Source organism: Mesorhizobium sp. M0751, from assembly GCF_040320265.1.
Lineage (GTDB): Bacteria > Pseudomonadota > Alphaproteobacteria > Rhizobiales > Rhizobiaceae > Mesorhizobium.
Window position 1 is genome coordinate 1 of sequence record NZ_JAMYPH010000029.1, and the last position, 12597, is coordinate 12597.

10 protein-coding genes are annotated in these 12597 nt (G+C 65.5%); 7 read left to right on the forward strand and 3 right to left on the reverse strand.

Annotation, left to right across the window (positions count from 1 at the left end; translation table 11 throughout):
* Nucleotides 1-112: 112 nt before the first annotated feature.
* Nucleotides 113-1159: a DNA polymerase III subunit delta gene (gene holA / locus NKI19_RS29400; protein ID WP_352566900.1), complete on the reverse strand. Its 1047-nt coding sequence runs from the start codon at nucleotides 1157-1159 to the stop codon at nucleotides 113-115.
* Between the two features lie 473 nt (nucleotides 1160-1632).
* Here holA and NKI19_RS29405 point away from each other — a divergent pair, with 473 nt between their 5' ends.
* From NKI19_RS29405 to lpdA, 4 genes are all read left to right on the forward strand, one after another.
* On the forward strand, nucleotides 1633-2865 hold the full coding sequence (locus NKI19_RS29405) for a 3-methyl-2-oxobutanoate dehydrogenase (2-methylpropanoyl-transferring) subunit alpha (RefSeq protein WP_352566898.1): 1233 nt from the start codon (nucleotides 1633-1635) through the stop codon (nucleotides 2863-2865).
* 2 nt (nucleotides 2866-2867) lie between these two features.
* Complete coding sequence (locus NKI19_RS29410) at nucleotides 2868-3881, forward strand: alpha-ketoacid dehydrogenase subunit beta (RefSeq protein ID WP_352566896.1); 1014 nt, start codon at nucleotides 2868-2870, stop codon at nucleotides 3879-3881.
* Between the two features lie 10 nt (nucleotides 3882-3891).
* Nucleotides 3892-5283 (forward strand): dihydrolipoamide acetyltransferase family protein, encoded by a 1392-nt coding sequence (locus NKI19_RS29415; RefSeq protein ID WP_352566895.1) that lies wholly within the window; start codon nucleotides 3892-3894, stop codon nucleotides 5281-5283.
* Between the two features lie 255 nt (nucleotides 5284-5538).
* Nucleotides 5539-6933 (forward strand): dihydrolipoyl dehydrogenase, encoded by a 1395-nt coding sequence (gene lpdA, locus NKI19_RS29420; protein WP_352491260.1) that lies wholly within the window; start codon nucleotides 5539-5541, stop codon nucleotides 6931-6933.
* 179 nt (nucleotides 6934-7112) lie between these two features.
* Here lpdA and NKI19_RS29425 read toward each other — a convergent pair whose 3' ends face one another.
* Complete coding sequence (locus NKI19_RS29425; protein ID WP_352491261.1) at nucleotides 7113-8216, reverse strand: saccharopine dehydrogenase family protein; 1104 nt, start codon at nucleotides 8214-8216, stop codon at nucleotides 7113-7115.
* A gap of 123 nt (nucleotides 8217-8339) precedes the next feature.
* Here NKI19_RS29425 and NKI19_RS29430 point away from each other — a divergent pair, with 123 nt between their 5' ends.
* The 3 genes from NKI19_RS29430 to NKI19_RS29440 all read left to right on the forward strand — a co-directional run bounded on the left by NKI19_RS29430 (nucleotide 8340) and on the right by NKI19_RS29440 (nucleotide 10585).
* Nucleotides 8340-8768: an Lrp/AsnC family transcriptional regulator gene (locus tag NKI19_RS29430; protein WP_352566893.1), complete on the forward strand. Its 429-nt coding sequence runs from the start codon at nucleotides 8340-8342 to the stop codon at nucleotides 8766-8768.
* A gap of 193 nt (nucleotides 8769-8961) precedes the next feature.
* Complete coding sequence (locus NKI19_RS29435) at nucleotides 8962-9327, forward strand: RidA family protein (protein ID WP_352466543.1); 366 nt, start codon at nucleotides 8962-8964, stop codon at nucleotides 9325-9327.
* Between the two features lie 22 nt (nucleotides 9328-9349).
* Nucleotides 9350-10585, forward strand: a complete 1236-nt coding sequence (locus NKI19_RS29440) for an amidohydrolase/deacetylase family metallohydrolase (protein WP_352566891.1) — start codon at nucleotides 9350-9352, stop codon at nucleotides 10583-10585.
* 171 nt (nucleotides 10586-10756) lie between these two features.
* Here NKI19_RS29440 and NKI19_RS29445 read toward each other — a convergent pair whose 3' ends face one another.
* On the reverse strand, nucleotides 10757-12538 hold the full coding sequence (locus NKI19_RS29445; protein WP_352566889.1) for an NAD(P)-binding domain-containing protein: 1782 nt from the start codon (nucleotides 12536-12538) through the stop codon (nucleotides 10757-10759).
* Nucleotides 12539-12597: the final 59 nt, after the last annotated feature.

The window sequence follows — 12597 nt, forward strand, 5'->3', positions numbered from 1 at the left end:
GCGCTCGTGTCCTCGAATGGCATCCCGAACCCCCCAGCGCAAAACGCGCCAAACTGTTCGCGATGTCCTCGCACACCTGTTCGCGATGTCCCCGGTCCAAACAGAGGGGAGATCAGGTGCGCTGCGCCAGCCTTGCGCTCTCCACGGCAATGCCGAGCAGCGCCTGGCGTGCCAGCGCGACCGACAGATCCGGCCGCCGGCGTGTCTGCAGCACTGCCGTCTGCAGGCGGTTGAGGGCGCGGCCGAGCGCTTCGCTGCTCCACCGTTCGAGCGCTTTCTCCACCAGCTTGCGCCGCGAAAAAAAAACCGGCGGGCGCGCCGCGGCAACGACCGAAGCGGCATTGCGGCCGCCGGCGTCCATCTGGCCACGCATCGCCTGAATCGCCTGCAACTGCCGCATCGCCGATGAAAGCACCAGGAAGGGCTGGCCGCCAGACTGGCAATGGCGGGTAAAGGCGGTGTCGAAGTCGGCGATCCTGCCTTCGAGCAGGGCGTCGACCGCCGCGTCGAAAGAGAGGCCGGAGACATCGCCAGACGTCGCCTTGACGTCGTCGAGGCCGATTTCGGGCTGGCCATGCGCATAAAGCACAAGCTTTTCGATCTCGCCGCGCGAGGCCAGCCGGTCGCCGCCGAGATTGCGGCGCAGCGCCTGCCGGGCCTCCAGTGTCATCGACATGCCGGCCTTGCGCAATTCGTCGTCGATGACCGTATCGATATCCCTGGCTTCATCGGCATAGCAAGGCAATGCCATGGCATTGTCCGCCGCCTCCACCACGGCGCGCAGGCCGACGCCCTTCTTCAGGTCGCCGGCCTCGATGAGGATGATGGCGTCCCGCGCGGGCTCGGCGGTCAGCGCCTTGACGTCGTCGGCAAGCGCCTTCTGGGCGCCGGCATTGCGCACCCAAAGCAGGCGCCGCTCGGAAAACATCGGCACGGTGCGGGCCTCGTCGAGCAGCCGGCCCTCGTCGCGATCGACCTCCGAACCGTCCAGCCTGACCACCGAGAACGGATCGTCAAGCGGCAGGCCGGTCTTGCCGGCAAAGGCCTTTGCCCGCTCGGCAACCAGCCCGCGATCGGGACCGTAAAGCAGCACGATCGAGACGCGCGGATCCGGCTTCGCCAGCCATGCATCGACCTCGTATGCTTTCTTCTGTGCCATGGGCGCTGATTAGCATGGCGCGGGCGCCGGGTGAACGAGGGATGGCGTATTGTTTCGAGACGCCAGCGGGGCAGCGCCCCCCTCTGTCCTGCCGGACATCTCCCCCTCTAGTGGGGAGATTGGCAGCTTCGCCGCCGGCCCTCTTCCTACTGCATTGGCGATTTGCGAAAGCCGAGATGAGAGCGCAATCTCCCCCCTCGAGGGGGAGATGTCCGGCAGGACAGAGGGGGGCGTGAAGGAACTCGACCGAGCGATCTTTTCCAACAGGAATTCTTCGCTCTTGCGCCAGATCAGCCCCGACCTTTCCCCAAATTGCGCGCCGGCGCGGAAGATCGACAAGAAATTTCGCCGACATATCTCCATCTTGTCTGCCGCGGGCAGTAGCCAGCGGCAGACAAGCCTCGCCCGACGAATTGGCACTGGTCTGGCGGTGTGCAAATATCTTGGCCGGGCAACAGTGGAGGACCGAGATCATGGCCGATGCCGGAATGCTGCGCTTCCATGTTCCGGAACCGGAAGTGCGGCCGGGCGGGACGCCGGATTTCTCCAATGTGAGCATTCCAAAAGCTGGCTCGGTGCCGCGCCCGAAGATCGACGTCGACCCGCGCGACATCCGCGATCTGGCCTTCTCGATCATCCGCGTGCTCAACCGCGCCGGCGAGGCGGTCGGGCCGTGGGCAGGGCTGCTTTCGGACGAGGAGCTGCTGGAGGGGCTGCGTCATATGATGACGCTGCGCAGCTTCGATGCACGCATGCAGATGGCGCAGCGCCAGGGCAAGACCTCTTTCTACATGCAGCATCTCGGCGAAGAGGCGGTGAGCTGCGCCTTCCGCAAGGCGCTGTCGCGGGGCGACATGAACTTTCCGACTTATCGGCAAGCTGGCCTGCTCATCGCCGACGGCTACCCGATGGTCACGATGATGAACCAGATCTATTCGAACGAGGCGGATCCGCTGAAAGGGCGGCAATTGCCGATCATGTATTCGTCGAAGGAGCACGGCTTCTTCTCGATCTCCGGCAATCTGGCGACACAGTACATCCAGGCGGTCGGCTGGGCGATGGCCTCGGCGATAAGCAACGATTCAAAGATCGCCGCCGCCTGGATCGGCGACGGCTCGACCGCCGAATCCGATTTCCATTCGGCGCTGGTCTTCGCCTCGACCTACAAGGCGCCGGTCGTGCTCAACGTCGTCAACAACCAGTGGGCGATTTCGACCTTCCAGGGCATCGCCCGCGGCGGCTCCGGCACTTTTGCCGCCCGCGGCCTCGGTTTCGGCATCCCGTCGCTGCGCGTCGACGGCAACGACTATCTCGCCGTCCATGCGGTGGCCAAATGGGCGGCGGAACGGGCGCGCAGCAATCTCGGGCCGACGCTGGTCGAATACGTCACCTACCGCGTCGGCGCCCATTCGAGCTCCGACGATCCGTCGGCTTACCGGCCGAAGGCCGAGTCCGATGCCTGGCCGCTCGGCGACCCGATCGTCAGGCTGAAGAACCATCTCATCCAGCGCGGCGTCTGGTCGGACGAACGCCACGCCCAGGCCGAGGCGGAAATCCTCGACACGGTGATTTCGGCGCAGCGGGAGGCCGAGCGTCACGGCACGCTGCATGCCGGCGGCAAGCCCTCGGCGCGCGACATGTTCGAGGGCGTCTATGCCGAGATGCCGCCGCATCTCAGGCGCCAGCGCCAACAGGCAGGGGTCTGACCATGCCGCGGCGGACCATGATCGAGGCGATCCGCGACGCTATGGACGTGTCGATGGCGCGCGACGAGCGCGTCATCGTATTTGGCGAGGATGTCGGCTTCTTCGGCGGCGTCTTCCGCTGCACCCAGGGCCTGCAGGCGAAATACGGCAAGAGCCGCTGCTTCGATGCGCCGATCAGCGAATCCGGCATTGTCGGCGCGGCCATCGGCATGGCCGCCTACGGGCTGAAGCCTTGCGTCGAGGTGCAGTTTGCCGACTATGTTTATCCGGCCTATGACCAGATCGTCTCGGAAGCGGCGCGGCTGCGCTACCGGTCGAACGGTGATTTCACCTGCCCGATCGTCGTGAGAATGCCGACCGGCGGCGGTATCTTCGGCGGCCAGACCCACAGCCAGAGCCCGGAGGCGCTGTTCACCCACGTCTCCGGCCTGAAGGTTGTGGTTCCGTCCAATCCGCACGACGCCAAGGGCCTGCTGATCGCGGCGATCGAGGATCCCGACCCGGTGATCTTCCTGGAGCCGAAGCGGCTCTACAATGGCCCCTTCGACGGTCATCACGAGCGGCCGGTAACGCCATGGTCGAAACATGAGCTCGGCGAAGTCGCCGATGGCCATTACACGGTGCCGCTCGGCAAGGCGGTGATCCGGCGGCCTGGTGCGGCAGTCACCGTGCTTGCCTACGGCACGATGGTCTATGTCGCCCAGGCGGCAGCCGAGGAGACCGGCATCGATGCCGAGATTATCGATCTGAGGACGCTGCTGCCGCTGGATCTCGAGACGATCGTCGCCTCGGTCAACAAGACCGGGCGCTGCGTGGTCGTGCATGAGGCGACGCTGACATCCGGCTTCGGCGCCGAACTTTCAGCGCTGGTTCAGGAGAACTGCTTCTACCATCTGGAAGCGCCGGTGGCGCGGGTCACCGGCTGGGACACGCCCTATCCGCATGCGCAGGAGTGGGACTATTTTCCCGGTCCCGCCCGGCTAGGCCGCGCGCTCGTCGAAACGATGGAAGCCTGAAGGGGGAACGATGGGCGAATATGTCATCAAGCTGCCCGATGTCGGCGAAGGCGTCGCCGAGGCCGAGCTCGTCGAATGGCAGGTCAAGGTCGGCGATCTCGTGCGCGAGGATGCCGTGCTTGCCGCTGTCATGACCGACAAGGCGACGGTCGAAATTCCTTCGCCCGTCGATGGCGAGATCCTTTGGCTGGGTGCCGAGATCGGCGACACCGTGGCGATCGGTTCGCCGATTGTCAGGCTGAAGGTGGCGGGCGAGGGTAACGTGAAGGATGCGGCGGCGCAGGCCGTTGAGGCCGGCGCCAAGAGTACCCCCACCCCTAACCCCTCCCCACAAGGGGGAGGGGGACGTGCCTCGGCTCCCAAGGTCGAAGCCAAGCCCACCGCGCCATCATCCAAAAAAGTTTCAACGCATGAGGGTGGAAGCACGGCGTCGGAATCCCCCTCCCCCTTGTGGGGAGGGGTTAGGGGTGGGGGTACTGCCGCCGTTGGGGGTGCTGCGCGGACCTCCGGCGCGCCGCGCCCCGAGGGCGAAAAGCCGCTGGCCTCGCCGGCCGTCCGCCTCAGGGCGAAAGAGGCCGGCATCGACGTTCGGCAGGTTCCGGGAACCGGCCCGGCCGGCCGCATCCGGCACGAGGACATCGACGCCTTCCTGGCACGCGGACCGCAGCTCGCGAAGGCCCCTGGCCTCGCCCGCAACGAGGCGGTCGAGGACATCAAGATAGTCGGGCTCAGGCGAAAGATCGCCGAGAAGATGACGCTGGCCAAGTCGCGCATCCCGCATATCACTTATGTCGAGGAGATCGACGTCACCGCGCTCGAGGATCTACGCGCCGCGCTCAACAAGGAGAAGCGGCCGGGCGCGGACCGGCCGAAGCTGACGCTGCTGCCGTTCCTGATGCGGGCGATGGTCAAGGCAATTGCCGACCAGCCCAATGTCAACGCGCTGTTCGACGACGAAGCCGGCATCGTCCACCAGCATGGCGGCATCCATATCGGCATCGCCGCGCAGACGCCTTCGGGGCTGATGGTGCCGGTGGTAAGACACGCCGAGGCGCGCGATATCTGGGACTGCGCCGCCGAGGTTGTCAGGCTGGCCGAGGCGGCAAAATCCGGCACGGCGACGCGCGACGAGCTCTCGGGATCGACCATCACCATCACCTCGCTCGGCGCCATGGGCGGCGTGGCGACGACGCCGGTGATCAATCATCCGGAAGTGGCGATCGTCGGCGTCAACAAGATGATGGTGCGGCCGGTATGGGACGGCAACCAGTTCATCCCGCGCAAGATGATGAACCTGTCCTCCAGCTTCGACCACCGCGTCGTTGACGGCTGGGACGCGGCGGTGTTCATCCAGCGGATCAAGGCGCTGCTGGAGACGCCGGCGCTGATTTTTGTGGATTGAGGAGATGCGGTTGATCGCGAAGCACGAGGAGAGTCGTCGGAAGATGCCGGCGTTGGGATGCGGCCTTCCCCTTCTCCCCTTGTGGGAGAAGGTGGATCGGCGCGATAGCGCCGAGACGGATGAGGGGTGTTCCAGGGAACGCCAACGTCTCACTCCGCTGGAACACCCCTCATCCGTCGCCTTCGGCGACACCTTCTCCCACAAGGGGAGAAGGGGGAGCCGCGCTGCGGCCATCGCCCAAAGGATGCAGCTGACATGAAGGAAATCTCCTGCAAGCTGCTGGTCATCGGTGCCGGTCCGGGCGGCTATGTCTGCGCCATCCGCGCCGGGCAGCTTGGCATCGACACGGTGATCGTCGAGGCCGGCAAGCCCGGCGGCACGTGCCTCAATGTCGGCTGCATCCCGTCCAAGGCGCTGATCCATGCGGCCGAAGAGTTCGAGAAGCTCTCGCACATGGCCGGCGGCAAAAGCGCGCTCGGCATTGCGATCGCCGCACCATCGCTTGATCTCGCAGCGACCATTGCCTGGAAGGACGGCATCGTTAGCCGGCTGAACAACGGTGTTGCCGGCCTGCTGAAGAAGGCGGGCGTGAAGACAGTGCATGGCTGGGCGACATTTCGCGACGGCAAGACCGTTGCCGTCGAGACCGAGATCGGCATGCAGGTGATCCGCGCCGAAACAGTGGTGATCGCAACCGGCTCGGCGCCGGTCGAGCTGCCATCGCTGCCGTTCGGCGGGCCGGTGATCTCTTCGACAGAAGCATTGGCACTGAGCGAAGTGCCGAAAAGGCTGGCGGTGGTCGGCGGCGGCTATATCGGGCTGGAACTCGGCATCGCCTTTGCCAAGCTGGGCGCCAAGGTGACCGTGGTCGAGGCGTTGCCGCGCGTGCTGGCGCAATATGATGCGGAACTGACCCGGCCGGTGGTGAAGCGGCTGGCCGAACTCGGCATCGAGGTGCTCGTGAACGCCAAGGCCAAGGGGCTGTCCACCAAGCGCGACGCGCTGCTGGTCGAGACGAATGGCGGCAAGAACGGCAAGATCGCTGCCGACAAGGTCCTGGTCACGGTCGGTCGCAAGCCGGTGACCGAAGGCTGGGGGTTGGAGCAGATCGACCTCGACATGGCCGGACCCTTCATCCGCATCGACGACCAGTGCCGCAGCTCGATGCGCGGTATCTTCGCCATTGGCGACGTCACCGGCGAGCCGATGCTGGCGCACCGGGCGATGGCGCAGGGTGAAATGGTCGCCGAGATCGTCGCCGGCCACAAGCGCAGCTGGGACAGACGAGCGATCCCGGCTGTCTGTTTCACCGATCCGGAGCTGGTCACCGCGGGCCTGTCGCCGGAGGAGGCCAAGGCCCGTGGCGAAATCAAGGTCGGACTGTTTCCCTTCACCGCCAATGGCCGGGCGATGACGAAGTTGGGCGAGGACGGATTCGTCCGGGTCGTTGCCCGCGCCGACAACCATCTTGTGCTCGGCATCCAGGCCGTCGGCCAGGGCGTGTCGGAACTGTCGACGGCCTTTGGGCTGGCGCTGGAGATGGGCACGACGCTGGAGGATATCGCGGGAACGATCCATGCCCATCCGACACAGGGCGAGGGTTTTCAGGAAGCGGCGCTGAAGGCGCTGGGGCATGCGCTGCATGTCTGAGGGCAGGCAGGCCTCGCGCTCTCCCTTCTCCCCTTGTGGGAGAAGGTGGCCGAGCGAAGCTCGGTCGGATGAGGGGTGCTCCAGCTTGACGCCGACAACACTCCGTCCAACACCCCTCAACCGTCTCGGCGCTGCGCGCCGATCCACCTTCTCCCACAAGGGGAGAAGGGAAGAGGTACTCACCCCGCAAGCCGGCTAACCATCTCGTGCTGCGCATAGGCGCGGCCGAAGCGGTTGGCCAGAAACACGTCGAGCGCGATGTCCTCCTGCTTGATGAAACCTCTTGCCGGCAAGGTGCCGTCGGCGAGCATGTCGAGCACGGCGCAGATGGCGGACGCTGTGGTGACCTGGATGGCGCTGCGCACCGTTTCGCCGTCGCGCCTGGCGTAGATCTTGTTGGCGTAGGTCTCCTGCAGCAGGCGGCCGTTCTTGCGGCCGCTGACGGTGACGAAGACGATAACCACGTCCTGCAGCGTCGCCGGCAGGGCGCTTTCGAAAATGTCCTTCAGCACGTCGCGGCGGTGGCGCAGGCCAAGATCGTTGAGCAGCGCCTTCATGATCGCGGCATGGCCGGGATAGCGGATGGTGCGGTAGTTCAGCGTGCGCACCTTGCCTTTCAGCGTTTCGGCCAGCGTGCCCAGCCCGCCCGAGGTGTTGAACGCCTCGTAGGTGACGCCGTCGAGCGAGAACTCCTCGCGCTCCTCGAGCGGCGGCACCTCGACCAGCTCGCCTTCGACGATCGCCTCGCAAGGCTCGCAATATTCGTTGATGACGCCGTCGGTGCTCCAGGTCAGATTGTAGTTCAGCGCGTTCGACGGGTATTGCGGCAGCGCGCCGACCCGCATGCGCACGCTTTCCAGCGTGTCGAAGCGGCTGGCGAGATCGTTGGCGACGATCGAGATGAAACCCGGCGCCAGGCCGCATTGCGGGATGAAGGCGCTGCTGCCGGAGCGCGCCAGTTCCTTGACCCGCCTGGTGCTGACGACGTCCTCGGTCAGGTCGAGATAGTGGACGCCGGCGCTGGCCGCCGCCTCGGCGATGCGCGTCGTCAGATGGAAGGGCGCGGCGCTGAGCACCGCGAACTTGCCGGCCAAGGCCGCTTCGAGGGTGCCGGCGGCTTCGATGTCGAGTTCCAGCGTCTGGACCGTTTCAGGCAGTTCGGCCGCGCCGAGCTGCGCCGCCGAGCGGTCGACGAGCGTGACACGGTAGTCGCCCGTGAAAGCCAGCATCTCGGCAATGGTCGAGCCGATCTTGCCGGCGCCGACGACAATGATTTCCTTCATGACCGGTCCCTCGCGCCAATGTTAAATGGACGGCTAGAATCGCAGCTTGCCTGTCGAAAAGAAGCGTGAGATTGTACGAAACGCAGCGTCTCTTTGCGCAATGTGCCGCTAAGGTTCGTCGAAATGCTCAGCGATGCCGACCAGGCTCTGCTTTCCCTGCTGCGCACCAATGCGCGCGCCTCGACGGCCGAACTGGCGCGGCGGCTCGGCGTCTCGCGAACGACGGTGCAGAGCCGGATCGAGCGGCTGGAACAGCGCGGCATCATCACCGGCTACGGCGTCAGGCTGTCGCCGGATTACGAACAGGGGCTGGTCAGGGCGCATGTCTTGCTCACCGTCACCCCCAAGCTTGCCGACAAGGTGGTGCGCAGCCTGCAGGCGCTGGCACCGGTTCGCACGCTGCACTCGGTCAGCGGCAATTTCGACATGATCGTCATCGTCGAGGCGCCGTCGATAAGGGATCTCGACACGCTTCTCGACCAGATCGGCGCCATGGACGGGGTCGAGCGCACGTCGTCGTCGATCATCCTGTCGACGCGGATCGACCGCTGAGCCGGCTGGTGTCGCGGGTCCGGACGCTGGCAGGGCAGAAGGGGGCGCGAAGGATCACCAAGGGCGGTGATCGTTCTGGCGTTACCGCAGCAAAGCGATATAGGCTTTCAAAACGTGGATCGATGGCGTGCAGCCGCCCCCTATCTCTCGCAGCATCGCGCGTTCACCCAAAGAACCTAGACAGGAGGCCTTCTTGCCAAAGCAGTGTTTTGGAAAATCCCATGTACCGTTGTCTCCGGCGGTCAGAGCCGGCGATTTCGTCTATGTCTCAGGCCAGGTGCCGGTCGGCAGCGACGGGCTGGTGGTCAAGGGCGGCATCGCCGAACAGACCGAGCAGGTGCTGTCGAACGTCAAGGGGGCACTGGCGCTGGCCGGCTGTACGCTCGACGACGTGGTCAAGACGACGGTCTGGCTGGAGGACGCGCGCGATTTCGGCATTTTCAACACCGTCTATGCCCGGCATTTCCCGAAAGACCCGCCGGCGCGCACGACAGTGGAGTCGCGGCTGATGATCGACATCAAGATCGAGGTCGAGGCAGTTGCCTACAGGCCGGCCTGACGGGCAAGCGGAGACAGGCGCGATGCAATTCGATCTGCTGATAAAAGGCGGCCGCCTCATCGATCCGGCGTCCGGCCTCGACGCACAACGCGATCTGGCGATTGCCGACAGTCGTATCGCCGCGATCGACGCCGAAATCCCCTTCGAACGTGCCGCCCGCGTCATCGACGCCACGGGCTCCATCGTCGCGCCGGGCCTGATCGACCTGCACAGCCATGTCTATTGGGGCGGCACCTCGCTCGGCGTCGATGCCGACCGGCTCGCCGCAAAGAGTGGCACCACCACCTTCATCGATGCCGGAAGTGCCGGCGCCGGCAATTTCCTCGGCTTTCGCCGCCACGTCATCGAGCGCTCGAAGGTCCGCATCCTGGCCTATGTGAACATTTCCTTTGCCGGCATTTTCGGCTTCTCGCAGACCGTGGCGGTTGGCGAGTGCAGCGACCTGAGGCTCTGCGAACCGCGCGAAACGATGGCGGCGGCGCGCGAGCACGCGGACGTGGTTGTCGGCGTCAAGGTCCGCTCCGGTCGTCACGCCGGCGGCAGCAGCGGCATCGCGCCGGTCGATCTCGCGCTCGAAGCCGCCGACAAGGCCGGCCTGCCGCTGATGGCGCATATAGACGAGCCGCCGCCCGGCCGCTCGGAAGTGCTGCCGCGGCTACGCAAGGGCGACATCCTCACCCACTGCTTCCGGCCGTTTCCCAACGCGCCGGTCTTCGCCTCGGGGGCGGTGCGGCCGGATATGCGGCTGGCGCGCGAGCGCGGCGTCATCTTCGATATCGGCCACGGCATGGGCTCGTTCGATTTCGAAGTGGCCAAGGCGATGCTGAGCGAAGGGCTGGCGCCGGACGTGATCAGCAGCGACGTGCATCTCTACTGCGTCGACGGGCCGGCCTTCGACATCCTGGTCTGCATGTCGAAGCTGCTGGCGCTCGGCATGCCGCTGGTCGAGGTGCTGCGCGCCGCGACACAGCGGCCGGCCGAAGCGATCGCCAGGCCCGATTTGGGCAGGCTTGCAGTTGGTGCGGTCGGCGACATCGCGGTGCTGCGGCTGCGTCCGGGACGCTTCACCTTTGTCGATTCGGTCGGCGCCTCGCTGGTCGCCGAGCAAAGGCTGGTCTCGGACGGCATCGTGGTCGGCGGCAGTTGGTGGCCGAACGAGGCGGTGGACGATCTTGGCGAAACCGAGCGCTTCGAAGCGCATGCGCACGACACGCATGTCGAGGTGGCGAGCCGGCATTTCGGACGTGGGCACGATTGAGGTCAATGTGGCTCCCCCTTCTCCCCTTGTGGGAGAAGGTGTCGCCGAAGGCGACGGATGAGGGGTGTTCCAGCTTGGCACCGACGGCACTCCGGCCAGCACCCCTCATCCGTCTTGGCGCTGCGCGCCAATCCACCTTCTCCCACAAGGGGAGAAGGGAAGAAGGCGCCGCTACCGCACCGGCGCTCCATAGACCGGCGTCGGAATGCCTTCCATCCTCGCCTTGATCTGCAGCGCGACGTACTTCGAATAGAAGCGCGACAGGGCCAGATTGCCGCCGTGGAACCACAACGCCTGCTGCGCCGTCGGCTTCCACATGTTGCGCAATTCGCCTTGCCACGGACCCGGGTCGCCTTTCACGCCCGAGCCAATCCCCCAGCACGGCCCGACCTTGTCGGCGACTTCGCGCGAGACGATCGCCGCCACGGTTTCGTTCATCGAGAGATAGCCGGTGCAGGCGATGATTGCGTCGGCCGCCAGTTCGGTGCCGTCGTCGAAGAGGATGCCTGTCGGCGTCAGCGACTTGATCCCGACGCCGCTGCGGATGCCGATCTCGCCGTCGATGATCAGGTCGCAGGCGCCGACGTCGATGTAGAAGCCCGAGCCGGTGCGGTAGGCCTTCATCAGGAGCCCGGTCTCGTCGTCGCCGAAATCGATGGCGAAGCCGGCGCTGCGCAAGCGGTCGTAGAAAGCCGCGTCGCGCGCCTTGATGATGTCGTAAAGCGCCCGCTGGCCCTGTGGCAGCAGCGCGAACGGCGTCGAGGCGACGATCATGTCGGCCTTCTCCGTGGTAATGCCGCGGGCCAGCGCCTTTTCCGAAAAGATCTCGAAACCGATCTCCATCAGCGTGTCCGACTTGACCACCGTCGTCGGCGAGCGCTGGACCATCGTCACCTCGGCGCCGCTCTCCCAGAGATCGACGCTGACATCGTGCCCCGAACTTGCCGCTCCGATGACGGCGACGCGTCTGCCACGGAATTTCTCGCCGCTGGAATACTGGCTGGAATGCAGGATCTCGCCCTGGAACGCCTCGGCGCCCGGCAGGTTGATTTGCCTCGGCGGGCCATAGGCGCCGGTCGCAAAGACGATGTGCCTCGGCTTCAGCGTGATGCGCTCGCCGGCGCGATCGACCTCGACCGTCCAGATTTTTTCGGCCTCGTCATAGCTGGCGCTGACGCATCTCGTGGAGCTCCAGTAATTCAGCTCCATGACGCGCGTATACATTTCCAGCCAGTCGCCCATCTTGTCCTTGGGCGTGAACACCGGCCAGTTCTCGGGAAACGGGATGTAGGGCAGGTGATCGTACCAGACCGGGTCGTGCAGCACGAGCGAGCGATAGCGATTGCGCCAGGAATCGCCGGCCTGGGCGTTCTTCTCGATGACGATGGCCGGCACGCCCAATTGCCTGAGCCGTGCCCCCAGCATGATGCCGCCCTGGCCGCCGCCGATGACCAGGCAGTAAGGCTGCTGGCCGACGCCGAGTTCACGCGCCTCGCGCGCCCTCGCCTCTGCCCAAGTCTCGCGGTCCGGATCGGCCTTGTGGCGGACGCCAAGAGGCCGCGCCGGCCCCTTGCGCTCCTCAAACCCCTTGAGATCGCTCATCGCCGTGAACAGCGTCCGGCACCTGCCATCCCTGAGGCGCATGACGCCTTGGCCCCACGCCGATGACGTCTCGAAAGAAAACCAGGCTTCGATGGTGCCTTCGTCCGCAGTCGCTTCGCCGCTGAGCTGCCACTGAGCAGGCCTTGTCGTGGCCAGCGTCGCCGTCAGCATGTCGCGGATCGCGGCCGCCCCCTCCATCGTCTTGATGTTCCAGGTGAACGTCAAAAGATCGCGCCAGTAGCAGTCCTCGACGAACAGGCTGGTTGCGGTGTCGACGTCGCCCGCTTCGAGCGCCCGCGCAAAGAAACCGAGCCAGGTGGCAGCCTGTTTCGATGGTGCGATGTCGAGCATCTGTCTTCCCTAACTTCCAGTGACGTTTGCGCTGCCCTCATTCTTACCCTTTCCCGGTT